The sequence below is a fragment of the Pseudomonas sp. GW-45 genome (assembly GCF_056896675.1).
Map to the genome: position 1 here is coordinate 1,602,152 of NZ_CM167674.1, position 24,292 is coordinate 1,626,443.

The 24,292-nt window shown below is 58.4% G+C and carries 27 protein-coding genes; 23 read left to right on the forward strand and 4 right to left on the reverse strand.

All coding sequences use genetic code 11. The features are described 5' to 3' along the window. Nucleotides 1-53 precede the first annotated feature (53 nt). The 7 genes from sufC to AC1XYH_RS07285 all read left to right on the forward strand — a co-directional run bounded on the left by sufC (nt 54) and on the right by AC1XYH_RS07285 (nt 5,600). On the forward strand, nt 54-803 hold the full coding sequence (sufC, locus tag AC1XYH_RS07255) for a Fe-S cluster assembly ATPase SufC (RefSeq protein ID WP_483325958.1): 750 nt from the start codon (nt 54-56) through the stop codon (nt 801-803). 4 nt (nt 804-807) lie between these two features. Beyond that, nucleotides 808-2,115, forward strand: coding sequence for a Fe-S cluster assembly protein SufD (gene sufD / locus AC1XYH_RS07260; RefSeq protein WP_483325959.1), 1,308 nt, complete (start codon nt 808-810; stop codon nt 2,113-2,115). Further along, nucleotides 2,108-3,349: an aminotransferase class V-fold PLP-dependent enzyme gene (locus AC1XYH_RS07265; RefSeq protein WP_483325960.1), complete on the forward strand. Its 1,242-nt coding sequence runs from the start codon at nt 2,108-2,110 to the stop codon at nt 3,347-3,349. The genes sufD and AC1XYH_RS07265 overlap by 8 nt, the downstream gene beginning before the upstream one ends. Before the next feature lie 11 nt (nt 3,350-3,360). Beyond that, nucleotides 3,361-3,717 (forward strand): HesB/IscA family protein, encoded by a 357-nt coding sequence (locus tag AC1XYH_RS07270; RefSeq protein WP_483325961.1) that lies wholly within the window; start codon nt 3,361-3,363, stop codon nt 3,715-3,717. A gap of 18 nt (nt 3,718-3,735) precedes the next feature. Continuing rightward, on the forward strand, nt 3,736-4,269 hold the full coding sequence (sufT, locus tag AC1XYH_RS07275) for a putative Fe-S cluster assembly protein SufT (protein ID WP_483325962.1): 534 nt from the start codon (nt 3,736-3,738) through the stop codon (nt 4,267-4,269). A 100-nt stretch (nt 4,270-4,369) separates the two neighbouring features. Continuing rightward, nucleotides 4,370-4,789 carry a SufE family protein gene (locus tag AC1XYH_RS07280; protein ID WP_483325963.1) on the forward strand — a complete coding sequence of 140 codons (420 nt, stop codon included), beginning with the start codon at nt 4,370-4,372 and terminating at the stop codon, nt 4,787-4,789. Between the two features lie 220 nt (nt 4,790-5,009). Further along, nucleotides 5,010-5,600, forward strand: a complete 591-nt coding sequence (locus AC1XYH_RS07285; protein ID WP_483325964.1) for a hypothetical protein — start codon at nt 5,010-5,012, stop codon at nt 5,598-5,600. Here AC1XYH_RS07285 and AC1XYH_RS07290 read toward each other — a convergent pair. From AC1XYH_RS07290 to AC1XYH_RS07305, 4 genes are all read right to left on the reverse strand, one after another. Beyond that, nucleotides 5,597-5,884: a hypothetical protein gene (locus tag AC1XYH_RS07290; protein ID WP_003118420.1), complete on the reverse strand. Its 288-nt coding sequence runs from the start codon at nt 5,882-5,884 to the stop codon at nt 5,597-5,599. The genes AC1XYH_RS07285 and AC1XYH_RS07290 overlap by 4 nt on opposite strands. A gap of 162 nt (nt 5,885-6,046) precedes the next feature. Then, nucleotides 6,047-8,962, reverse strand: coding sequence for a Tn3-like element IS1071 family transposase (locus AC1XYH_RS07295; RefSeq protein ID WP_003049965.1), 2,916 nt, complete (start codon nt 8,960-8,962; stop codon nt 6,047-6,049). A gap of 114 nt (nt 8,963-9,076) precedes the next feature. Then, nucleotides 9,077-10,582 carry a class I SAM-dependent methyltransferase gene (locus tag AC1XYH_RS07300; protein ID WP_023121726.1) on the reverse strand — a complete coding sequence of 502 codons (1,506 nt, stop codon included), beginning with the start codon at nt 10,580-10,582 and terminating at the stop codon, nt 9,077-9,079. A 399-nt stretch (nt 10,583-10,981) separates the two neighbouring features. Further along, nucleotides 10,982-11,209, reverse strand: a complete 228-nt coding sequence (locus AC1XYH_RS07305) for an SRPBCC domain-containing protein (protein ID WP_121739573.1) — start codon at nt 11,207-11,209, stop codon at nt 10,982-10,984. A gap of 317 nt (nt 11,210-11,526) precedes the next feature. Between AC1XYH_RS07305 and AC1XYH_RS07310 the strand changes: the two genes are divergently transcribed. From AC1XYH_RS07310 to AC1XYH_RS07385, 16 genes are all read left to right on the forward strand, one after another. Beyond that, the gene (locus AC1XYH_RS07310; protein WP_003118418.1) at nt 11,527-12,387 is read left to right on the forward strand and encodes a phytanoyl-CoA dioxygenase family protein; all 861 of its coding nucleotides are present in this window, start codon (nt 11,527-11,529) and stop codon (nt 12,385-12,387) included. Nucleotides 12,388-12,411: 24 nt separating this feature from the next. Beyond that, the gene (locus AC1XYH_RS07315) at nt 12,412-13,308 is read left to right on the forward strand and encodes a phosphate/phosphite/phosphonate ABC transporter substrate-binding protein (protein ID WP_483325965.1); all 897 of its coding nucleotides are present in this window, start codon (nt 12,412-12,414) and stop codon (nt 13,306-13,308) included. 123 nt (nt 13,309-13,431) lie between these two features. Next, complete coding sequence (gene phnE / locus AC1XYH_RS07320; protein WP_013743895.1) at nt 13,432-14,280, forward strand: phosphonate ABC transporter, permease protein PhnE; 849 nt, start codon at nt 13,432-13,434, stop codon at nt 14,278-14,280. A gap of 33 nt (nt 14,281-14,313) precedes the next feature. After that, a complete protein-coding gene (phnC, locus tag AC1XYH_RS07325; RefSeq protein ID WP_233752591.1) occupies nt 14,314-15,138 on the forward strand; it encodes a phosphonate ABC transporter ATP-binding protein in 825 nt (274 codons plus the stop codon). Then, on the forward strand, nt 15,135-16,136 hold the full coding sequence (locus AC1XYH_RS07330) for a phosphonate dehydrogenase (RefSeq protein WP_026485313.1): 1,002 nt from the start codon (nt 15,135-15,137) through the stop codon (nt 16,134-16,136). The genes phnC and AC1XYH_RS07330 overlap by 4 nt, the downstream gene beginning before the upstream one ends. Nucleotides 16,137-16,140: 4 nt before the next feature. Next, on the forward strand, nt 16,141-16,254 hold the full coding sequence (locus tag AC1XYH_RS07335; RefSeq protein WP_483325966.1) for a LysR family transcriptional regulator: 114 nt from the start codon (nt 16,141-16,143) through the stop codon (nt 16,252-16,254). 26 nt (nt 16,255-16,280) lie between these two features. After that, entirely contained in the window at nt 16,281-16,760 is a 480-nt protein-coding gene (gene phnG / locus AC1XYH_RS07340) for a phosphonate C-P lyase system protein PhnG (protein WP_003118414.1), read from the forward strand. Next, complete coding sequence (phnH, locus tag AC1XYH_RS07345; RefSeq protein ID WP_079263529.1) at nt 16,750-17,337, forward strand: phosphonate C-P lyase system protein PhnH; 588 nt, start codon at nt 16,750-16,752, stop codon at nt 17,335-17,337. Before phnG ends, phnH begins: the two co-directional genes overlap by 11 nt. Beyond that, nucleotides 17,337-18,458, forward strand: coding sequence for a carbon-phosphorus lyase complex subunit (locus tag AC1XYH_RS07350; protein ID WP_003118412.1), 1,122 nt, complete (start codon nt 17,337-17,339; stop codon nt 18,456-18,458). The genes phnH and AC1XYH_RS07350 overlap by 1 nt, the downstream gene beginning before the upstream one ends. After that, the gene (locus AC1XYH_RS07355; RefSeq protein ID WP_003118411.1) at nt 18,455-19,360 is read left to right on the forward strand and encodes an alpha-D-ribose 1-methylphosphonate 5-phosphate C-P-lyase PhnJ; all 906 of its coding nucleotides are present in this window, start codon (nt 18,455-18,457) and stop codon (nt 19,358-19,360) included. The genes AC1XYH_RS07350 and AC1XYH_RS07355 overlap by 4 nt, the downstream gene beginning before the upstream one ends. Next, nucleotides 19,357-20,187 carry an ATP-binding cassette domain-containing protein gene (locus tag AC1XYH_RS07360; RefSeq protein WP_034396209.1) on the forward strand — a complete coding sequence of 277 codons (831 nt, stop codon included), beginning with the start codon at nt 19,357-19,359 and terminating at the stop codon, nt 20,185-20,187. Before AC1XYH_RS07355 ends, AC1XYH_RS07360 begins: the two co-directional genes overlap by 4 nt. A 13-nt stretch (nt 20,188-20,200) precedes the next feature. After that, nucleotides 20,201-20,926 carry a phosphonate C-P lyase system protein PhnL gene (gene phnL / locus AC1XYH_RS07365; RefSeq protein ID WP_003118408.1) on the forward strand — a complete coding sequence of 242 codons (726 nt, stop codon included), beginning with the start codon at nt 20,201-20,203 and terminating at the stop codon, nt 20,924-20,926. After that, nucleotides 20,923-22,077: an alpha-D-ribose 1-methylphosphonate 5-triphosphate diphosphatase gene (locus tag AC1XYH_RS07370; protein ID WP_003118407.1), complete on the forward strand. Its 1,155-nt coding sequence runs from the start codon at nt 20,923-20,925 to the stop codon at nt 22,075-22,077. Before phnL ends, AC1XYH_RS07370 begins: the two co-directional genes overlap by 4 nt. Before the next feature lie 13 nt (nt 22,078-22,090). After that, the gene (gene phnN / locus AC1XYH_RS07375; RefSeq protein WP_003118406.1) at nt 22,091-22,660 is read left to right on the forward strand and encodes a phosphonate metabolism protein/1,5-bisphosphokinase (PRPP-forming) PhnN; all 570 of its coding nucleotides are present in this window, start codon (nt 22,091-22,093) and stop codon (nt 22,658-22,660) included. Continuing rightward, the gene (phnP, locus tag AC1XYH_RS07380) at nt 22,651-23,418 is read left to right on the forward strand and encodes a phosphonate metabolism protein PhnP (protein WP_003118405.1); all 768 of its coding nucleotides are present in this window, start codon (nt 22,651-22,653) and stop codon (nt 23,416-23,418) included. Before phnN ends, phnP begins: the two co-directional genes overlap by 10 nt. 96 nt (nt 23,419-23,514) lie before the next feature. After that, nucleotides 23,515-24,261 carry an EamA family transporter gene (locus AC1XYH_RS07385; RefSeq protein ID WP_483325967.1) on the forward strand — a complete coding sequence of 249 codons (747 nt, stop codon included), beginning with the start codon at nt 23,515-23,517 and terminating at the stop codon, nt 24,259-24,261. Nucleotides 24,262-24,292 lie beyond the last annotated feature (31 nt).

Sequence of the window (24,292 nt, forward strand, 5' to 3'; positions counted from 1 at the left end):
TGCGCAAGCAACCGAGTAGCGCAAACAGCTAAAGTAATTTATTGGATATTAATATGTTAAATATCAGTGATTTGTACGGCAAAGTTGAAGAGAAAGATATCCTGAAAGGCCTATCGATTGACGTGAAGCCGGGTGAAGTTCACGCCATTATGGGGCCGAACGGCTCCGGTAAAAGTACCTTGGGCAATATTCTTTCTGGTCGTCCTGGCTACGAAGCCACCGCTGGCAGCGTGACCTTCAAAGGTCAGGATTTGCTGGAGATGGGCACCGAAGAGCGTGCCCGTGAGGGTCTATTTCTGGCCTTTCAGTATCCGGTAGAAATCCCCGGTGTGAGCAACATGGAGTTCCTTAAGGCAGCAGTCGATGCCAAGCGCAAACACCATGCTCAGCCTGACTTGTCTTCAGTAGACTTCCTCAAGTTGGCACGTGAGACTTGCAAGCGCGTTGATTTGGATGCCAGCTTTCTCAAGCGGGGCGTTAATGAAGGCTTCTCCGGTGGTGAGAAGAAGCGCAACGAGATCATGCAGATGATGTTGCTCGAACCTGACCTGTGCATCCTCGATGAAACCGATTCTGGTCTGGATATCGATGCCCTGCAAATCGTCGCGAATGGTGTCAACGCTATGCGCGATGGTAACCGCAGCTTCCTGGTAGTAACTCACTATCAGCGCCTGCTGGATTACATTATTCCTGATTATGTTCACGTGCTGGCCGGTGGCCGCATCGTCAAGTCCGGCGACAAGAGCCTGGCACTCGAGCTGGAAGCCAAAGGCTACGGCTGGTTGGAAAACGAGGTTGCCTGAACACATGACAGATTTTCAACAAAGCGCATTGCAACTGGCAAACAAGCAACAGGCTGCGACCTGGTTGCAACCGTTACGTGAGCAGGGCGCGGCCAATTGGTCAGCTGCCAGCTGGCCTGGTCGCAAGACTGAAGCGTGGAAGTACATTTCGCTCGCGCCTTTGCAACAGCAGAGTAATTTACGTTGGGGCACCGACGCGGATGACAGCGCCGTTGATTCGGTTGAGCAGGTTGAGTTGGATGCGACCTGTCTAGTCTTCGTCAATGGTCGTTTCAATGCGGCGCGCTCTAGTGCACTGCCGGCTGGAGTCGTGCGTTTCTCTGATGCTAACGCGGAGCAGCAGCCACTGATTCAGCAGCATCTTGGCAAGGTTGTAGATAGCGAACGGCACCTCTTCGCTGCTTTGAGCAACGCATGGGTTGAAGACGGTATTCTGGTTTATGTACCGCGCAACAAGAAGCTCGACAAGCCTCTTTATATTCTCAATGTTGCTACGCCAGAAGCAGAGTCTGCGGTGGCCAGCCAACGTTTATTGGTGGTGTTGGAGGAAGGCAGCGAAGCTGAAGTGATTGAGCACTTTGCCTCGGATGCACGGGAGCAGAACGGCTTCGTCAATAGCCTCACTGAAGTCGTGATTGGCGCCAATGCTCGTCTGCAGCATTACCGTATCAACCTGGAAGAAGAGAATCTGCTGCATGTGGGCGGCGTGCACGTCGACCTGCACCGTGATGCGCGCTTTCATGGCTTCACCCTGGCCCAGGGCAGTCGACTGAAGCGTATCGACTATCAGCTCAACATGCGTGGCGAAGGTGCCCACATGGAGCTGAATGGGGTGTATCTGCCGCGTAACAAGCAGGTTATCGATTACCACACCAATGTTGAGCATTGCGTGCCAAATTGCACCAGCAATGAAGTGTTTCGCGGCATCATTGGTGACTCAGCCAAGGCAGTGTTTAACGGGCGAATCCATATTCACCCCAAGGCACAGAAGACGCTGGCCGAGCTGAGCAACAAAAACCTGTTGACCTCACGTACTGCCGAGATCAATACCAAGCCCGAGCTGGAAATCTACGCTGATGACGTACGTTGCGCCCACGGTGCGACCATTTCACAGCTGGACGAGACTTCCCTTTATTATCTCCAAAGCCGGGGTATCTCCGCCGCTGACGCAACTACTATGTTGAGCTTTGGCTTTATTAATGAACTGCTCAATCAAGTCCCGGAACAGGCGATCCAGGATTACCTGCGCCCGCGACTGTCGTCCTTATTTGGTCAAGCCAGTGAGCGGGTAGGGCATCTTAGTTATGAGTGAGCAGATCAACCCCGTCACCTTTGACGCAGAGCGTGTGCGCGCCGACTTTCCGATTCTTAATCAGGAAGTGAACGGTCATCCGCTGGTTTATCTGGATAATGCAGCGACCACGCAGAAGCCGCGTGCGGTAATTCAAGCCATCGTTGACTACTACGAGCACGACAATAGCAACGTGCATCGAGGCGCTCACGCGCTAGCTGATCGCGCTACTGAGAAATTTGAAGGTGCGCGTGTGAAGGTTGCTGACTTCATCAACGCACCTCAAGCGCGACAGGTCATCTGGACGCGCGGCACCACCGAAGGTATTAATCTGGTGGCGAGCAGCTGGGGTCGGAGTAATCTGAAGGCCGGCGATCGCATTTTAGTGTCTGCGATGGAGCATCACTCCAATATTGTGCCGTGGCAGCTGATTGCTGAAGAGAAGGGCGCATCGGTTGAACCGGTACCGGTATTGGAAGATGGCTCGATTGACCTGGATGCTTTTGCCGCCATGTTGGATGAACGGGTTCGCTTAGTCGCTTGTGGTCATGTTTCCAATGCGCTCGGAACCATTAACCCGGTTCAGGATGTGGTTCGTATGGCCCACGCGGTTGGTGCTCTCGCGCTGATTGACGGTGCTCAAGCAGTGGGCCACTGGGCGGTTGATGTGCAGGCTTTGGATTGTGACTTTTACGTCTTTTCCTCGCACAAGCTGTTCGGCCCGACTGGGTTAGGCGTGCTTTACGGCAAAGAATCGCTGTTGGACGCTATGCCGCCTTACCAAGGCGGTGGCGAGATGATTGAGTCAGTCAGCTTTGCAGGTACTACCTTCAACCAGTTGCCTTATAAGTTTGAAGCCGGCACGCCAGATATCGCAGGGGTTATTGGTCTTGGCGCGGCGGTAGACTACTTGCAAAGTATGGATCGTGCCGGCGCAGCTGTGCATGAAGCAGCGTTATTGAGCTATGCCGAAGAGCGCGCCAAGGCAACGCCTGGCATTCGTATTGTCGGCACTGCTCAACAAAAGACCAGTGTCATGAGCTTTCTGTTGGAGGGCGCCCACCCTAACGATGTGGGTCTGTTGCTGGACCAGCAGGGTGTTGCGGTGCGCACCGGCAATCACTGCGCACAACCTATCATGGAGCAGTTTGGTATCTCTGGTACGGTGCGCGCGAGTTTTAGTTTTTACAATACTCGAGCAGACGTTGATCGGCTGTTTGAAGCGTTGGACAAAGCAAGGCAATTCCTGGTTTAGGAGTGCATGAAATGAGTGTTGAATCTTTTGACCCAAGCAGTCAGGTAGTTACAGTAAGCCCGTCAGCGTTGGCGCATTTTCGTCGCCAGCTGAGCAGTGAGCAGGGTAAGTCAGTGCGGCTGAGTGTCAAAAAAAGCGGTTGTACTGGTTTTATGTATGCCATTGACCTGGTTGAGAAAGCGGGCGCCAGTGATCTGCATTATCAGCTGGATGAGCAGGTCGAGTTGCTGATCGATAGCAGTAGCTTGCAAGTCCTTTCCGGCACTCAGATTGATCTGGTGCGTGAAGGCGTTAATCAGCAAATCAGGTTCATTAACCCGAACGTCAAAGACGAGTGCGGTTGTGGTGAAAGCTTCAGTGTTAACTAGGGCAGGGCGCTGATCAGTATGGAAAGACGTATGGTAGTAGCGCAGGCTGATTGTCCTGCGCGGCGGGTGCCCGATGGCACTCCGCTGACCATCCCGAAAGACACTTTTGTCACCATCACTCAGGCACTGGGTGGCAATTACACGGTGACCTATAACGGGCAAATGGTGCGTGTTGATGGAACCGATGCCGCTGCGTTGGGCCTAGAGCCTGAGCTGCTGTCATTCCCGGAACCCACAGATGACCAGATCAATGAAGAGCAGGTCTGGGAGGCTTTGAAAACCGTTTACGACCCAGAGATTCCGGTCGACCTGGTCAACCTTGGCCTGATCTATTCGCTGGCAATTTCTCAATCTGAGCACACAGTCACCATCACTATGACGCTGACTGCGCCGGGTTGCGGCATGGGCCCCGTTTTGGTGGGTGATGTTGAGTATCGCGTGCGCCGGGTTCCTAACGTGGAAATCGTCCAGGTTGAACTCGTATTCGATCCACCCTGGCAGCGCGAGATGATGAGTGAAGAAGCTCAGCTTGAAACAGGCATGTTTTTTTAGCCTCTCGCGGGCAAGTAATCGGTAATCCGCCCGTTGACGCGAGCTGATTGCCGCTGTTGATTCACCAATTTAGACAAACTGATCCCTAGGGCCCTTGCACATGAGCCGATTTGGCACCGAGATTACCAGCGACGATATAGTCGATACCCTGTCTTTTTTCGACAACTGGGAAGATCGTTACAAATACATCATCGATTTGGGTAAAGAGCTGCCGCCGCTGGATGAGGCGCGCCGTACCGAAGACAACCTGGTACGCGGCTGCCAAAGCCAGGTCTGGCTGGTGAGTGATGCGCGTGACGGCAAACTCTTCTTTGAGGCTGATAGCGACGCCTTCATCGTCAAGGGCCTGCTGGCGGTTGTGCTAGCTGCGTATAACGCAAAAACGCCGCAGGAAGTCTCAGACTTTGATGTAGAGGCCTATTTCGCTGAACTTAACCTGCTAAAACACCTAAGCGTAACCCGTGGCAATGGACTTCGCGCCATGGTCACCCGCATTCAGGGCACGGCCGCTGCCAGCTGATACGACATATTCGCTGCGTAACACGGCATAAGTGTCACTTTGCTATTAGTCTGTTGTCTTTCCTCGAATCAATGGTTACTGTTTGACGCGTTTCGTTCGGGGTCACCTCCGTGATACAAAGGCGTTGATGGATTGGTGTCGCGTTTAAGGTGTTGTTCAACGCGTCGCTACTTTGTAGATAGAAACTACAATAACAATAAGTTATCCAAGGTAACGCGTGATGTCCGGTTTATGGGGAAGACTGAGAAACGACTTCCAGCTATCGATAGTGACGTTGGTGGGCATCTGCTCCGTTTTCGGAGTAACACCCTATGCTGTGTATCGCCTCCATCAACAGAATTGGATAGTCGGTTTTACTGATACCTTTCTGGTGCTCGGCACCTCGTTCGCGGTGTTCTATGCTTGGCGAACTGGCAATACGGTTCGCCCCGGCCAGTTTCTCGCAGTTATTTATTCTCTCGGCGGTTTTCTCGTCACTATCAAATTAGGCATCAATGGTCTGTTCTGGCTTTACTGCCTGGTGTTATTCAATTTCTTTGTAGTGCCCCCTGTGCAAAGCCTGGCCGCTACGCTGACGACCCTGGTTGCCACCTGTATCTATGGTTGGCAGCAGCCGGGGGACATTTTTGAAAGTCATTATCAGATGATGTCTTTTGTGGTCACCTATTTGTTGGCGAGTTTGTTTGCTTTTGTTTTTGCATATCGCAGCCGCTTTCAACGTAGACAGTTGGCTCTGCTCGCCACCCTCGATCCATTGACCGGCATGAGGGTCGGCAGGGATTCATGTAAAAAACCGCAGAAACAGGCTTAAGTCCCTGTCACAGTTGGGTTTTTATCATTCCTCTGTGTCATTTTTTCTGCCCCTTCAACAGGGTCTTTCGCGGACGCATCAGGACTGGGCACCGTAGCGCTGAAACGCTCCAGCATGCTGACCACGACCTGCTCTTGCGCCGTGACGGATGACTTGGCTGCGGTCAGCGCCAGTTCCAGCTGTTGCTTTGCCGTGAGCAGTTCGTTGGCCTTGGCCTCCAACTGTTCGTTCGAGGCGTTGAGTTGCTTGACGGCCGCCTCCTGCTCAACCAGGCGCCGACCCAACTCCTCGGTGCGCCGTTGTGGGGTCTCCTCGTTTTCAGTGCAATAAGTGACGGTACGAAAAGCTAGCACTGGCGCGGAGGTGGTGTTGGTAGATCGTTGATTTCATTGACTTTCCTGTTCACTTTCAAATCTGCGATTCGTGGCGTCAAACCGTGGTCGGTTTCATCCATTGGTGCCAGTTATCGATGCATTTGGCCGCGAAGGCAGGATTTGGTCAGCATAGCGGTCAACCGGGAAGCGAAACACACCCCGCAAGTTGATGCTCTCCAGCCTGGTGGGCGCAATCTTCCCGATCAGTTCCGGTGGAATGACCTGGCGGCGGTTCGACCAGCGATCCAGGACCGCCTGCATCTGTGAGGTATTCCACGCCATCACGATGTTGGCCATCAGGCTCAACGCATCGGCCACAGCCTGCATTTCATCGACACGTTTGGCCTGCGCCGGGCTGATCCGGCCGGTATAAATGGCGCGCTTGAGGGCGTTAACAGCCTCGCCCCGATTGAGCACCCGGCGCAACTCGTTCCTGAAAGCGTCCTTGACAAAGTAGTCAGCCAAAAACGCCGTACGCAGCAACCGCCCCAATTGCACGCCAGCCTCATAGATTGGATCGCCCTGGGCGGCAGAACCGAACCGCGCAAGAGCTGCCACCGCACTGGCATGTCCGCTCATGACCGAGGCTGCCAGGTGCACCAGACTATCCCAATGCTTTTCGATCAAAGCGACGTCGACATTGGCTTCGCACACCGCAGCGATTTCTGCGGGCACTTTGGTGCCGCGTGGCACAAAGAGGTGGCGCTGTTTGAGTTCCTTCAACCGCGGGCAAAGATCAAAACCAAGCAAACGGGCATGTGACATGGCAAAGTCGGTGTAGCCATGGGTATCCACAGCAAGCTGGCTGGTCTCCAGCTTTTCTTGGCGGATGACACCTTCAATGGCCACGCCCGCCTGGCGCTCATTGAGCACAAAGGGCTGCGCATGGAAGATGCCCCACCGGTCTTTTACATGGGAGTAGATTCCAATGGAAGGTGTGTTGCGCCGAGGATCAAGCCGGGCTTGCCACACCCGTTTGGTGGTCTCCATGCTCATCATGTCAGAAGATGCCAAATCGGACCGCCCCCAGGTGGCGGCAATCGGGTGTCGCTGCATGAATTCCAGCACAGCCTGGCAGGCCTGGCTCAGACGCCGTTCGTCCCGCGCCCAGCGCATGGCCTGGCGAATGCTGGTGGCAGACAATTGCGGAATCATGCGCGCGCATTCGACCGCAGTCAGACTGGTGCCGTGGGCCATGATGCCGGCATAGACCATCAGCAGCTCGTCGGTAGAGCGCGGCTCACGTCCGAGCATGATCCAGCTAAAGCGCACCTGGGCGTCAACGGCCAGAATCACTTCCGGCAATTGAACCTCACCGATGCGGTGATCCAAAGCCGCGCGCAGCTTGGTCACTTCTGGGTCTTCGTCCTCTGCGGGCAATGGCGACAAATGGAGTTCATCATCCACGCGCAGTACGCCACTGCGGGCTGCAGCGGCCACCGCATCGACACCGGCAGTTACTCTGGCCAGCAAAGGCTTCAAGAAAGTGGCAGCCTTGCTGGGTAACGATAGACGGGCATAGTGTTTCTTGGACTCTGCCTGCCAACGCTCGTCCGTGAAGAACAAGCGCGCACGACCCCGAAAGCTCAGGCTGTGCTCAATCCAGACCGAGCCATTGCGCACCGCGCGGCGCAGGGCAAACAGGGTGGCCACCTCCAACGCCTGAAACGCCCGTTCCCGGTCTGGGCTGGAGATCGAAACCTGCCAGATCATTCCCAGACTTGGTGCCACCACTTCAACTGGCAGCTTTCTGGATCCTTTGAGATATAAAGCTTGCAGCTTGGCAAGGTACTCGATGGCAGGATGCTCGCCGGTGGCCTGCCAGGGCAGCTTTGCAATGGCGACGAGCAACGACCGCACGGGGCGAATTCCATCAATCAATCCCTCGCGGACCAGGGAGGCCCTGCTCGGTGGTTTGCGTTTCTGGGTTTCGGTGATCAAGGCTTCAAGACGGGCACGCAACTCAGCATCTGGCACCGCACCTTGCGCGCTCAAGGCAACAAGTTCGCCGAGCAGCGTTTTGTACATTGCGGCCCAATTGACGGTAGCGGGGACATCGGCGGCAGCCTGACGCCACAGATCGGCGATCCGGCGCTGCACCATAAGGATCAACTGGTCTGTGGTGGTGAACAGGCAATACCGAAGAAAGCATGCGACCTCCACGGTGCGCGCTGGCTCTTTGATCTTGGCTCCGGCTGAGGGCGGCCTGGAGACAAGTCGGCGCGCGTAGCGGCGCAAGATGAGATCGGGGATGTCTGCCAGGTGCTTATGAACGTCCAGCGTGTAAAGCAGGTCGATGCGCTCCAGTACCTCGCTGATTTGGCGGGTTGAGTGTTTCGCCGGTGCAGCCCATAGCCAACTCTGCTGGGTTTGTCCATCTGGGCGCAGCTCTGAAACTGAGGCTCGCCAGCGATCAAGTGTTGCTGGATCAACGCTGGCGGCGATGGCGGTGCCTGTTTCAACTTCAAGCTGGGCAAGTGCCGCCGCAATCAGTGTCCGAATTGCCCGCTCGTGCACGATCACCAGCTTGTTCTTGTACAGCCATTGACGCGCCCGCACGAGTAGCTGATCGCGGTCGGCGCAGCGCGCCACTTCGTCGCGCAGTTCACGTACCAGTGAGCGGCGCTGGTGCTCGCTCATCCACTGGAATCCAAGGACCGTGCAGGCTACTTGTTGGTGATCGAATAGCGTGCGCCCGCGTTCATACATGGCTCTCAGCGAGGCGACTTCTGGTGCTGCAATGCCAAGCTCGTTGCCAAGGTGGCGCCACAAGGCTACTGGAATTACCCGAAAGGCACCGAGCAAACGCCCACTCATGCGCAGGAAACCAATATGGAGCGCCAGACCAAGCTTGTGGGAATCACCTCGGCGTGCATTGATTGCGTCGCGCTCGGCACCATCGAAGGTGAAAAATGCCTTCATCTCGAAGTCGCTGATATCGCGGGGGAGCCCACGCATCCCCAAAAACGTTGTGTGCCAACCCTGCATCGTGAACCTCAAAAGTGGGAGGCCACCATACCCGTTTACAAAGCGAACAGGAAAGTCAATGAAATCAACGGTCTACCCAGACCACCCCCGCGCCAGTGCTAGCTTTGCGTACCGTCACTTATTGCACTGAAAACGAGGAGACCCCGAGGGCAGCTTGTCGGACTTGTTGGCGTTGACCTGTTGGTCGACCTGCAGAAGGTTCCACAGGTCATTGTTGGCCCACAGGGAGAACGGAATAGCGTGGTCGACCGCGAAGCGCTGGTTGAGCGGCCGGCCGGACCAGGTGCACCGGGTGACGCCGGCTCTTTCGTAGGCCTGGCGGGCGAGCATGGTCGCGCGTTCCGGGTCGGGGCGCGCAAGCAGCAGCGGCAGCACGGCGCCGGATGTGATTCCCTGCCGGTATCCGAAGCGTTCCGTGAGTGCTGCCCATCTCAGCACGACCGCATCGGCGATCCAGTGCCCGAGCAGGCTCAGTTCTTTCCAGATGTCCGCGGGCATCAGCACGAGGCCTGACGGGCTGTCGTATTCGAAGACGGTCCCTGACTCCAGGGCTCCGCCCGAGAACTCGACCGGGCCCAAGCGGATGGTCTGGGCGATCAAGCGAAGCACGGATCTGAGCTGATCTTGCATGCCTCCGCTCAGGCGCCCGGCAAGCCAGTCTAGGTGCCAGGCGCTGAGTCCTCCGTGCGCCCCCTGGTCACGGTAGGGCTGCATGAGGGCGGTGAGCGCTGCGCGAAACTTGACGGGCTTGATGCCCCCTGCCCCTTCGGACTGGGATTGGGGGGTGAATTGCTGCGATGCAAAGATCGGCCAGTAGTACATCAGCCACTTCTCCGCGATGCACAGGAGAGGAACACCCACCTGGCCGCTGGCCTGCCAGACGGCGGTCTTGCTCTCGTGCATGGCGATGTCGGCCAGGGCACGGAACAGGGCCAGCTTGTAGGTGGCCACCTTCTTATCCCGATTGAGCACACCCTCGATCTGGTCGATAGCCCGGAGGGTGCCGGTGGTGCGCAGTTCCAGCAGCAAGGTGTACCAGCTGGTGCCAGCCCGGGCCAGGGCGTCGTCGGAATCCCAGCGGCCGATGCACTGAAATCCCAAGCGCTCGAACAGCAGCTGGATCTCTTCGGCGGTGTAGCCCTGGAACAGCCGACCACTGGTATCGCGCTGCTCCACCAGGTTGTCTCCACGGGTCAGTGGCAGGGACAGCAGCAGGCGGCCGTGCGGGTTGAGCAGCGCACGGATGGCCAGCGCAGCATCGAACAGTTGGTGGTCTGGAACGTGCATCAGGACTGCGCTGCAGAGGATCCCATCGAACTTGCCATCAAAGGGCATGCCCAGCTCGGGCAGCGCTGCGCTAGCAAGCCGGTTTTCAAGCTCGGGGTGGGCGACCTTGGCCGCCGCGCGCAGACCGTCCGTGGGCTCCACGCCGTAGGCTTCGTAGCCGCTCTTGAGGAGGTGCGCCAAGTCACGACCAGATCCTGCCCCGATATCAAGCAACCGGGCCCCTGGCACAAATGCCAGCGGGAAGTACTTGGCCACAGGGCTGCCCACCGATTCGTACCGGGTGGCTATGTCCTGGGCGTTGTCTTCGTAGAAGCGAGCCGTCGATGCGTCCATGGAGCGGTCACTCAGAAGGGTTATGTATACCTAAGTTTGTAAACTTCTAAATTTCCCCAGCAACAATGGGGCTTTTCTCAATAGGGAGAGCACTGAGAAAAAGTTTATGTAAACAAATGCCGACCGACCAACGAGGTTGTTTACAGTCCTCCACGAACCCGTGAAGCGTATAGGCTTGAATGGACAGGCAGGAACTATACAACTGGCAGATCAAGCTTGACACCGAAGTGCCCCGCATCCGCAGGTGAACGGTGCCACCCGCCGACTATCATTGCATCACACTTACAGACGATCTGCGCATGGCCCAATTGTTTTAATTGCTTTCGATAAAGGCGCGCATTCTGTCGCGACAGATACCCTACTCTCTGTCCTTCAATAGTCACTCGAACGGCTCGATTGTCATGCGGATTGGAATCCTCCAAGTAAAGGATGGCCTCTGTCACATACTCGGCGCCGTCCTCTGAGCGACCGCCACTGATGGCACCGCATGCACTCCTCCACAATGGCCCTGGTGGTGTGCCAGTCATCTGAGGCCGCATTCCAGCGAATTATCTCGTCGGGTGTGGTGTACGCCTCCCACACCCGTTCAATCGGGGCTCGTACGTTCGTCTCGACGGTGAGTTGCATAGCGGCTCTCTCCAGTTTGGTGGCAGCGGGTTGTTCACTGCCATTTGCGGGGGTGAACAGCAGATATTATCGTGCAAAGGCCTATTGTGACGTAGGCAGAAAGCGACACGGGCGGCGCTTGCCAGGCGCTGCGACCATCCTTCTGTGTTGCATTCCGCGTCCCGCTGTCATGCCGCTGTCATACCGACGATCTACCATCCTTTCATGATCGATCTGTAGATCAAAGTTACTTATTGATTACATGATCGAATCAGCATGCCGGAAGGAGCCGCAGTTTGCCCTCCCGATTATTCGTTGGAAGACCTTGGAGCATCACCATGTTTGCAGAGCAGCAACGCGAATATCTCGACAAGGGATATACGAAGATTGAAAGCTTTTTCTCCGCGGAGGAAGTAGCGAAGATTCTTGAAGACGTCAAGCAAATTGAATTGGGAGCTATTGGCGTAGCTTCGGACAATGAGACTTACCAGTTCGAAAAGAAGAATGGCGAGACGACGAAGCTACTGCGTCGCGTCGAGAATCCTCACCTTTATTTCGATGCAATAGATTCTTTGGTCAGGTCGGAAAAAATCGTCGATTTGCTTCGGCATTTCCTGGGCGAAAACATCCGTTTGCACAATAGCAAAATCAACTTCAAGCCGCCATCAGGCGCGCCAGTCCAGTGGCATCAGGACTGGGCATTCTATCCCCACACAAACGATGATTTTCTTACTCTCGGAATTTTCCTCGACGAGACAAGTGAGAAAAATGGCGCGATGGCATGCTTGCCAGGCTCCCACAAAGGAAAAGTGTACGACCACCGGAACGTCGAGACGGGCGAGTTTTGCCACGCGATCTCTCGCTCCAACTGGGACGAAGCGCTCGACCCGACAGAAGGGGAGTTACTGACGGGACCCGTAGGAACTGTCACGTTGCATCACGTCCGGACCCTTCATGGTTCAGGCCCAAACCACTCAACGATCAGGCGGCGTTTTCTGCTCATCGGCTATGCCGCGGCTGATGCCTGGCCACTTCTGGGCTGTGGCAACTATGGGGATTATGAAAGCCTCATGGTCTCTGGCCGATCCACCGTATTCCCGCGCATGGTGGAACTCCCTTTGACTGTCCCGTATCCGTTGTCGATGTACGGTGATCGCATCTTTGAAAGTCAACGAGCTTTGACTCAAAAGTACTACTGAAGTCTTTAACTCACTGAGGTCATAATGCAAGTTTTTACTCTGTTTTCGAAATTCAAGAAGGCGTTAACGCGCGCCATTCTTGCCTTTATCGCCACAATCATAGTGTGCACACCCGCGCAGGCAGCTGAGGTTGTCAATGGTAAACTTCACCTGCGTTTTGCAATTGCGCCGTTGAGTCCAACGCCTAGCCAGACCATCAAAGAGTTTGAGCCGATATTCAAGTATCTCGCCGACCAGCTCGGCGCGACCTATGAAATCGTCTCCCCGGAAAGCTGGGCGGCAATATCTGTGGCAATGACAAATGGCCATGTCGATGTGGGCTGGCTCGGACCCTGGGGCTATGTCTTGGCGAATAAAAAGGCCGGCACCGAAGTGATTGCAATGGCCAAGTACCGCGGGGAGAAGTTCTACAAAGCCCTCATTGTCGGTCGCGCCGATCTGCCGATCAAAAAATGGCCCGAGGACGCGAAGGGTTTGAAGCTGTCACTCGGTGATCAGGGCAACACTTCTGGCTGGCTCATCCCGATGGCGTACTTCAAGAGCATCGGCATCGACCCTGCGAGCTATTTTGAATATCGTGAAGGTGCCACGTTTGGCCAGAACGAATCACAGATTCAGCACGGACTGATCGACCTCGGATCCGATATGGATCGGGGCCGGAACGGGATGATCGAAGCGGGTCAAATCGATCCTTCGAAGTCCAAGATCGTGTGGGAATCCAGCAAGCTGCCGAACGACGCGATATCCGTGCCGAAGGATTTTGATCCTGCTCTGAAAGCGCGCATCACGGAAATACTGACGTCCTTGTCCGAAGAGAAAGCACAGTCGCTGATGGGCTCGGGCTATAACGGCTTCGTGAAGGCAAAGCACAGCGATTACAAGGTAATCGAAGACGCCGGCCGCATCCTGGGAAAACTATAAAGCACGAGGGGTCCGTTCTTGGATGAGGGCAGCGGACGACAAGGTGGACTGACGCACGCCAGCTCCTTGTCTCCGCTGCACGAACATACGGGCGCGCATCGCGATACCACAGAGGATGAACCAATGAATCAGCGAATCGAAGAAGTCATGCTGGCTAATGTCAAGAGGGACGTAGCCAGGAGAAAGCGGCATTTTGCAACGTCGGTCGTAGTACTCAGTTTGCTGGCAGTGGCCTGGTACGTGTGTCAGATAGAATTCCAGAAGCTAGGCGCCGGTTTACCGAGACTATGGTCATTCGTCGTGCAGATGTTTCCACCCGACCTGAGCGACCTGGACGTCATTCTAAAAGGGGCTGGCGAGACGCTCGCCATGGCGACGATTGGCACGATATTCGCCACAATCATGGCATTTCCGCTGGCACTCATGGCTGCGCGTAATACCTGTCCGAACAAGTGGACCTATCGGGTATCCCGCGCCATCCTGAACGCCAGCCGCGGCACGGAGACATTTGTCTATGCACTTGTATTTGTAGCAGCAGTGGGCTTCGGTCCGTTCTCCGGCGTACTGGCCATTACTTTCCACATGGTAGGGGCAATCGGCAAAATGTTTGCTGAAGCCATCGAGCCCGTTGACCAAGGGCCATTGGATGCGCTCGCCTTGACCGGTGCCAGCAGGGCAAAGATTATCCGCTACGGTCTGATCCCGGATGTTATGCCGCACCTGATCGCGAGCGTTCTATACATTTGGGAATTCAGTGTCAGAACGTCCACAGTACTGGGCATCGTAGGCGCAGGTGGAATTGGGCAGACCCTGAAAGATACTGTGGACTTGTTGGAATTCAACAAGATGATTACGGTACTGGCGGTTGTATTGCTGATGGTGTCGGCAATCGATTTCATCAGTGACCGGCTCAGGTACTTGATATTGGACACAAAACGCGAGGGATTCGAAACTCTCCCTGCGAATAACTGATTGCTTCACGTATTACTGGAAGGGCGGTTCGCAATGAAAGATGTAGCGTTGCAGTTAAAGAATGTCGGTAAGTCATACGGCAATAAAGTTGTCCTGGAATCGATTGACTTCGAAGTACGTCACGGCTCAATGGTTGCCTTGCTCGGCACAAGCGGGGCAGGGAAGTCGACGCTTTTCCGATGTCTCACTGGCCTTGAGCCGATTGACTCCGGTTCTATCGTGGCGCTCGGAGAATCCATACATGAACTGTCTCCGGCGCGTCTGCGGGCAGTACGTGGCCAGATCGGGTTCGTGTTCCAACAACTGCACCTGGTGAAAAGGTTCTCAGCACTCGAGAATGTATTGGGTGCGCGTCTGGCAGAGATGCCCATTTGGCGCGTCACATTGAAAAGCTTCAGCCGGGCTGACAAAGTGCTCGCGTTCGAATGTCTGGACCGGGTCGGCATGCTCGATTATGCAAACACGCCTACGCAACTGCTGTCAGGCGGTCAGCAACAGCGTATTGCGATAGCGCGAGCCTTGGCGCAGAAGCCCAAGATTATTATTGCGGACGAACCCGTCTCCAGCCTCGATCCGCTGACGGCGCGCTCGGTTCTGCAAACGCTGAAAGCCGCGGCTACAGATCTTAATGTCGCGGTCCTGTGCAGCCTGCACCAGGTAGACCTGGCACTTGAAGTGTCTGATCGAGTCGTGGGATTGCGGGATGGGCGAATCAGTTTGAATATGGCTAACCAACCGAATGATCAAGGCATGATGCAAAAGATACGATCCATTTATCAGCAGCGTGCCGTACACAGCGACAGAGACGAGCCCGTTGCAGCGGCATGTCGCGTAGTTCGTTCCTCAGAGGTCCCATGAAACCAAGAATCGTAACAACGCATCGAATCCACCCTGACACGCTGGCCCTCCTTGAGACCGCCGCTGAAGTAATTTCCAATCAGTCCGATTCAACCATGTCGCGGGAAGAGGTACTGTTGCGCACCAATGATGCGGACGGGATGATGGTGTTTATGCCGGATAGCATAGATGCGGATTTTCTATCCGCGTGCCCCAATCTGAAGGTCATCGGCGCCGCGCTTAAAGGATATGACAACTTTGATGTCGAGGCATGTACCCGCCATGGGATTTGGTTTACGATTGTTCCTGATTTGCTTACGAGTCCCACAGCTGAACTAACGATTGGCCTGTTGCTGAGCATCACACGGAATATGCTGCAAGGTGATAATTACATTCGATCACGCCAGTTCAATGGTTGGACCCCGCGGTTTTATGGCACAGGTTTGACGGGTAAAACCGCCGGCATCATTGGGACGGGAGCGGTCGGGCGGGCGGTCGCAAAGCGGCTGGCCGCCTTCGATATGCAAATTCAGTACACGGATCCGCAGCCTTTGCCGCAAGAGTCGGAAAGGGCATGGAATGCGAGCAGAACATCGCTGGACCAGCTATTGGCGACAAGCGATTTCATCATTCCCATGCTGCCGATGTCGTCAGATACCCACCACACCATAAATGCTCGGGCATTAGACCGCATGAAGCCCGGTGCGTACCTCGTCAATGCCTGTCGCGGCTCCATCGTAGATGAGCGGGCCGTGGTGCATGCGCTTCGGACGGGGCATCTGGGCGGTTACGCCGCAGACGTCTTCGAGATGGAGGAATGGGCGCGTCCCGACAGGCCGCATTCTATTCCTGACGAATTGCTTGATCCTGCTTTACCCACATTCTTTACGCCTCACCTGGGTTCGGCGGTCAAATCGGTACGGATGGAAATCGAGCGTGAAGCCGCCCTCAGTATCCTCGAAGCGTTGCAAGGGCGCATTCCACGCGGAGCGGTCAACCATGTTGGAGCGGGGAGATGACTGAGTGATTAATCTCGATCACGTTGAGAGTTTTCTGGCCGTAGTCGCAGCCGGGGGCTTCCGCGACGCCGCAAAACAACTCGACATTTCGCAGTCGACGGTGACGCAGCATATCTGAGGCGACCGCTGACAACAAGGAACAACATGACAAACACTTCTGAAGCACCGGATCGTGCGCAGTGGCTGCGGCTGTGGTCGGCCTTGCCGGCCGCAGCGGTCAAGGCCCTGGCGGCCGATCTGGCGGGCCAGCACCGGGTCGAAGACCTGGCGTTGCCGCAATCCGGTCTGGGCCTGCTGCCGCTGACCGACAGCGCCCTGGGCGATACCTATTTCATCGGTGAGATTCCCTTGGCACAAGCGCATGTGCGGGTCACGACCACCCAAGGGCAGTCGATCGAAGGCGCGGCCATTCTGGTGGACGACCGTGCCGGTGTGGCCCGTTCCATGGCCATCCTGGACGCGGTGCTGGCGGCCCGCATGCCAGGTTGTGAAGCGGCCCTGCGGTTGCTCACCCAGGGTGCGACCGCCGTGGCGGAACAAGGCCGCCAGCGCCGCGCCTTACTCGCGGCCACGCGGGTGGACTTTGCCCTGCTGGGAACGAACGAGGAGGACGATGATGAATGAGACTGGGATGGCGGCGGCACCGGCAGAAGCCGCGTGGCGCATCTGGCAAGCGCCGCGCCAGCAAACGGCGTTTCGCCAGTTGATGACCGCGTTTTCCTATCCGGGCCGCGTGGTGCCACTGGCCGATGGCGCTGAATCGGCGCTCCTGCTGGTGTTGACCACCCTGGTGGACAGCGCCTGTGCGCTGGCCGATCCGCTGCACGCGCTATCAAGCGACGATCTGCGCCGACTGGGCGTGCGCTCGGCCAGTGTGGAGGCGGCCGAGTTCGTGCTGGCCGATGGCAACCGTTTGCTGGAGGCCACGCCGCGCCTGGGATCGCTGGAAAACCCCGAACAAGGCGCGACCGTGGTGATGCGCGTCTCCCGTTTCGGTGAGGGTCCCCATCTGCGGCTCACCGGGCCGGGTATTCAACACGAGCAGGTGCTGCAGGTCAGCGGCATCGATCCGGGCTGGTGGAAGCAACGGTCCGAATGGAATGCCCACTTCCCGCTGGGCGTGGACCTGATTCTGGTGAGCGGGCACGAGGTCGCGGTATTGCCCCGAACCACCCACATCAACCTCAAAGGAGCCCACTGATGGGATACGTTGCCATCAAGGGCGGTGGCCGGGCCATCGCCGGTGCCGAAGCCGCCGTCGAAGCCCTGCGCTGCGCCGAAGGGCCAGCGGGTACGCCGCTCACGCTGTCGGCCATCGAACAGCAGTTGCGGTTGCTGACATCGCGCGTCGTGTCGGAAGGGGGCCTCTACCACCCACGCCTGGCCGCTCTGGCCATCAAACAGATGCAGGGCGACACACTGGAAGCGGCGTTCGCTCTGCGCGCCTACCGCTCCACCAAGCCACGCCTGATGGATGTGCCGGTGCAGGACACGAGCCGCATGCGCCTAATCCGCCGGATTTCGAGCGCTTTCAAGGACATCCCCGGCGGACAGATGCTGGGCCCGACCACCGACTACGCGCTGCGCCTGATGCGTCTGGATTTGGCCAACGAGTCGCCCGAGGACTTTCGCGCGGTCTCGCGGCGGTTTCTGGACAGCGTGGCCGACACCGACCTGCCCGACAGCTTCCCCAAGGTGGTCGATGCCTTGCGTGACGAAGGCTTGCTGCCGCCGCTGACCCGGCGCGCCCATGCGGCGTTCGACATCACCCGCGACCCGCTGGTTTTCCCAGTGCCGCGTTCGGCGGCCCTGGCCACCATGGCACGCGCCGAAACCGGCTCGCTCTTGGCGATTGCGTATTCCAACATGCGTGGCTATGGCGACGTGCACCCCACCATCGCCGAGCTGCGCGTGGGCTATGTGCCGGTGATGCTGCCGCACCCGGTGACAGGCGAGCCCATCGAAGCCGGTGAGGTACTGATGACCGAATGCGAAGTGGTGGCCATGTTTGAGGGTGATGCTACCGACGGCCCACCCACTTTCACCCTAGGCTATGGCGCCTGTTTCGGTCACAACGAAGTCAAGGCCATCGCCATGGCCATCCTCGACCGCGCCCTGCAAAAGGGTATGCGCGACGGTCCCAGCAACCCGTCGGAAGACCCGGAATTCGTGCTGCTGCACGTCGATGGCGTGGATTCGATGGGCTTTGCCAGTCACTACAAGATGCCGCACTACGTGACCTTCCAGTCCGACATGGACCGGCTGCGCACCACGCAGGACAAGGCAACCGCACAACCGACCCAAGAAGGAGCGCCATCATGAACCCGGGCTACGAACTGCCCCTGGACGAGGCGGGCTACAGCTTCGGCTTCCTGGACGAATACGCCAAGCGCGAGGTGCGCCGCACCATCCTCAAGGCGATCAGCATCCCCGGTTACCAGACGCCCTATGCCTCACGCGAAATGCCTATGGGGCGCGGCTTTGGCACCGGCGGTCTGCAGGTTACGCTGTCGCTGATTGGCGAGGGCGACACCCTGAAGGTGATCGACCAGGGCGCGGACGACTCCGTCAACGCGGTGAACCTGCGTCACTTTGTGGAACTGACCTGCCCGGGCGTGGACACCACAGAACACACGCTTGATGCCACTCTGATCCAGTCGCGCCACCGCATTCCGGAAACGCCGCTGACCGAAGCGCAGGTGTTGATCCTGCAAGTGCCGTATCCGGACCCACTGGTGGTGGTGGAACCCTCCGAGGCTCGACGCAAGGTCATGCACGGCGAAGGCGACTATTCGCGGCTGCTGACCAAGCTGTACGAGGACATCGTGCAGTTTGACGAGATCACCATCTCGCACCGCTACCCCACGCGCATCAACGGCCACTATGTGATCGACCCCAGCCCGATCCCGCGCTACGACGTGCCGCAGTTGCACCAGAGCCCGGCGCTGATCCTGCTGGGTGCGGGGCGCGAGAAAAAAATCTATGCGGTGCCGCCGTACACCCGCGCCGACCCGCTGGCGTTCGACGACGTGCCATTCCGCACCGAAGACTTCACCAACGAACACGGCCAGCGCCGCGCCTGCGAACGGTGCGGCGCCACCGACAGCTTCCTCGACGAGCTCATTGCCGACGATGGCGGCAAGCACTGGCATTGCTCGGACTCGGATTTTTGCAATAGCCGTATGGCCCGCCAGGCTGAACAAGCTCAGGAGACCACGGTATGAAAAAAATTCTGGAAGTACGCGGACTGACCAAGATCCACGGCCGGGGTTGCGAACTCTGCCTGGAGAGCACTGGCCCCGACATGGACACCAACATCTGCCCACACTGTGGCTCGGTGGTGGCCTGCCACAACATCAGCCTGGACCTGCACGAGGGCGAGATCCTCGGCATCATGGGCGAGTCCGGCAGCGGCAAGTCCACCGTGGTCAAGACGCTGTTCTTCGACGATGCGCCCACCGCTGGTGAAGCCCTGTTTTTTGACGGCGAGCGCCAGTGGGACATGTTCGCGCTCAACGCCGCGCAGCAGCGCTGGCTGCGCAACCACCGCTTTGGCATGGTGTACCAGAACCCGCATCTGGGACTCAATTTCAACGTCTCGGCCGGCGGAAACATTGCCGAGCGCCTGCTGATGAGCGACCTGGCCCACTACGGCGAAATCCGCGAACGGGCGCGCAGCTTGTTGGCGCGCACTGAGGTGTTGGCAGAACGCATGGACGAGTCGCCCAAGAAGTTCTCGGGCGGCATGCAGCAGCGCGTGCAGATCGCCAAGGCACTGGCCACCCAGCCGCCGCTGCTCTACCTCGACGAGGTCACCACCGGCCTGGACCTTTCGGTGCAGGCGCGCATCCTGGACCTGATTCTGGAAATCCAGCAGGAGCTGGGCACCGCCATGATCGTGGTCACCCACGATCTGGGTGTCATCCGCCTGCTGACCGGACGCACGATCGTCATGAAATACGGCCGCGTCATCGAGTCCGGGCTGACCGACCAGATCCTCGAAGACCCCCAGCACGCCTACACCCAGCGCCTGGTCGCGTCGGCTCTCTGAGGAAACCTGAATCATGCAAGAAGCCATCCTCAAAATCGAAGGTCTCTCCAAACAGTTCCAGCTGCACGACCAGAACAAACTGATCCCGTCGTGTGCACAGGTTCAACTGGAGGTGTTTGCCGGCGAGCTGACCGCGCTGATCGGCCCGACCGGCGCCGGCAAATCGTCGGTGCTCAAGGCCATTTACCGCACCTACCTGCCCAGCAGTGGGCGCATCCTTTACCGGGACGCCAACGGTGCCATCACCGATCTGGCCCAGGCCAGCGAACACCGCATGCTGGAGCTGCGCAAGCAGGACCTGGGTTTCGTCACCCAATTTCTGCACTGTCTACCGCGCAAGTCGGCGGTCGAGGTAGTGGCCGAGCCGCTGGTGCAGCGGGGCAGCCCGCGCGAAGCTGCTGCCGAGCGCGCGCGCGAACTGCTGGCCCTGCTCAACGTGCCGGAACGCTTGTGGGCGGTACCACCCGCCACCTTCTCGGGCGGCGAGAAACAGCGCGTCAACCTGGCACGCGGGCTGATCGCCCGGCCTCGGCTGCTGTTGCTTGACGAACCCACGGCCAGCCTAGACCCGTCCACCACCGACCGCGTGGTGGAGCTGTTGAAGTCCATCAAGGCCGAAGGCGTGGCCATGCTGGCCATCTTCCACGACCCCGAACTTGTCCGACGCCTGGCCGATCGCGTCGTAACCCTCACGCCCCCGGTGTCTGCGGCGGCATTGCTGGAGACCTGTGCCTCATGAATCCCATTTTGCTGACCCATGCCCGCGTGGTGTTCCCCACCGAAGTCCGTGACAACGTGGCCATCCTGATCGAAGGCGACACCATCACAGCCATCGACCCGGCCAGCAGCGCAGGTGCCACCGAGATCGACCTGCGCGGTCGCACCCTGATGCCAGGTCTGATCGACCTGCACTGCGACGCAATGGAGAAAGAGGTGGAGCCGCGGCCCGGCGTGCACTTCCCGCTGGAGTTCGCCTGTGCCCAGGCCGACAAGCGCAATGCGGCGGCCGGCATCACGACGGTGTTTCATGCCCTGTCCTTTGCCAACCACGAGCTGGGCGTGCGCAACAACGCCTTCGCCGCCGAGATCGCCCGTTCGATTGGCGACTGGCAGGCCCATGCCCTGATCGACAACCGGGTGCATGTGCGTTACGAGGTGACGGACGAAACGGCGCCGCCGGTGCTGTCGGCGCTGCTGCAGGACGGTCATGCGCACCTCATGTCTTTCATGGATCACAGCCCCGGTCAGGGTCAGTTCCGCGATGTCGAGGCGTACCGCGCCTACCTGGCCAAGACCTACAAGACCGATGAGGCGCAGATCGACGACATCCTGGCGCGCAAAGCCGGGGCCGCACAGGGCGCCATGCGGCGCATGGAGCAGCTTGCGGAACTGGCCCGTGCGTGCGGCGTGTCCATTGCCAGCCACGACGACGACAGCCCGCAGAAAGTGGCGACCGTCAAGGCCCTGGGCGCTGTGGTGTCGGAGTTTCCGGTGAACCTGGAGACGGCACAGGCCGCCCGTGCACAAGGCCTGGCCACCTTGTTTGGCGCTCCCAACATCCTGCGCGGCAAGTCCCAGTCGGGCAACATGCGTGCCCTCGATGCCGTGCTGGCCGGTGTCGCCGACTGCCTGTGCGGTGACTACTCGCCAGCGGCGCTGTTGCCGTCGGTCATGCGCTTGCCCGATCTGGCCGGCATCCCCCTGGCCGAGGCTGTGGCCCTCGTCACGTGCAACCCAGCTCGTGCTGCAGGTTTGCACGACCGGGGCGAGATCGCCGTGGGCAAGCGCGCAGACCTGATTGCGGTCAAAACCATGGGCGGACTGCCACAGGCCGAGCGGGTCTGGTCGGGCGGTAAAGCTTCGCTGGTCGCGCATTTTGACCACGCCTGAGAGGGACTGGCACATGCGAACTCGCCTCATCTACGTGGTCGGCGCCTCGGGCAGCGGCAAGGACACGCTCATGGGCCATGCCCGCCAGAAGCTGGCGGGTGATCCCAGGGTGTGTTTTGCCCATCGCTACATCACCCGACCCGCAACGGCAGGCGGCGAAAACCATGTGGCCTTGACCACGGAGGAATTCACCGCTCGCCAGAACGGCAAGCTCTTTGCCATGCACTGGTCCAGCCACGGCCTGCATTACGGAATCGGCATCGAGATCAACCAGTGGCTGGGCAAAGGCATCACGGTGGTGATCAACGGCTCGCGGGAATACCTGGACGAGGCCCGCCAACGTTACCCGGAGCTGCTGCCGGTGACGATTGACGTGGCCACCACCGTGCTGCGTGATCGGCTGCTGGCCCGTGGCCGCGAGGATGCCGAATCCATTGAGCAGCGCCTGCACCGCCATGAAACGTTGCGCCTGCAGCCCGTGCCCGGTGTGCTCATCCAGAACAACGGACCCGTCGAGGTGGCCGGCGAAGCGCTGATCCGGTTGATCGCAGAACACACCCAAGGAGCGCCAGTATGCGTGTGAGTTTTCTGGGCACGGGCGCTGCGGGCGGGGTTCCGCTCTACGGTTGCACCTGCCGGGCCTGTGAACGCGCAAGGACCGAGCCACACTTCGTCCGCCGCCCTTGCAGCGCCCTGATTGAATCCGGAGGTACCCGGGTGCTACTGGATGCCGGGCTGATGGACCTTCACGAACGGTTTGCGCCGGGTAGCCTGGACGCGATTGTTCTCACGCACTACCACCCCGACCACGTGCAGGGACTCTTTCATCTGCGCTGGGGTAAGGGGACGCCCATCACAGTCTATGGCCCACCAGACAGCGAAGGCTGCGCCGATTTGTTCAAGCACCCTGGTGTACTGGCCTTCGAGACGGTGCACAAGTTCGAGGCCTTCACCGTCGGGGCGCTGCGCCTGACGCCCCTGCCGCTGCTTCACTCCAAACCCACGCTGGGCTATGCCATCGAGGGCACCCAGGGCCAACGCTTCGCCTACCTCACAGACACCCTGGGTTTGCCGCCGAAGTCGGCCAAGTTCCTGCGCGCCTGGGGCGACTTTGACATGGCCATCGACTGTTCCTATCCGCCGCACCCGACCCCGAAAAACCACAACGATTGGGACGAAGCACATCGGTGTGCCATCGAATCTGGTGCCCGCATCACCTGGCTCACCCATGCCGGTCATGCGCTGGACGACTGGATGATGGAAGAGACGCCGAGCGTCGCAAGTCATATCCGGCTGGCCCGGGACGGCAGCACGGCCGACATACCGTCCCAAACGCAATGAACGCGCCGCTGGCACTGGCCCTGTCGGTGGCCATGCACGTCACCTGGAACCTTGGCACGGCATTTGCCCAGGGAATCGAACCCGCTGTGGTGGGTGTTGCTCGCCCATCTGGTGCTGTTTGCGCCCTGGGGGTTCTGGGAGCTGGCGACAACCGTCGTTTGGTCACTGGAGATGACGCTGCTACTGATCGTATCGGCCACTGCGAATGTGGTTTATTTCTCCGGTCTGGCCAGGGCCTACGAGCACGCACCGGTCGCACTGGTCTATCCTCTGGTGCGCAGTTCACCTCTTTTCATTGCGATCTGGGGCACGCTGTTCTTCGGTCAAAATCTCCCGCCCATTGCCTGGCTGGGCATTGGCATCAGCGTGCTGGGCTTGCTCGTCATGGCATCGAGTGCTCAACAGGGGTCGGATCGACGAGCATTCCGATGGGCCATGCTGGCCATGTTGGCGACAAGCGTTTATTCCCTGAGTGACAAGGCGGCCACCGAACACATCCCAAGCTTCATGGGGCTCGTGGGTTTTCTGTCCGTCGGCTACCTGGCATCCTGGATCAGCATGACCTTGCGCATGCATCGGCACACCCGCAGTTGGGTGCCGGCACAGCGCATTGATCTCGCGTCGCTGGCTCTTGGCGGAACCTGTATCGGTCTCGCCTACGCCTTGGTTATCCACGCCATGCGCCAGTTGCCTGCGGCGGAGGTCGTGTCGTACACCAACGCCGGTATCGTGCTCGCTGCAGTTCTCTCCATTTTTTTGTTCAATGACAAAGTCGGATGGCAAAAGAGAATCATGGGGGTCGTGATCATCACGAGTGGTTTGGGGGTGCTTGCCATGAGGTGAGCGACACAATACCAACCATCGCACACCAGCA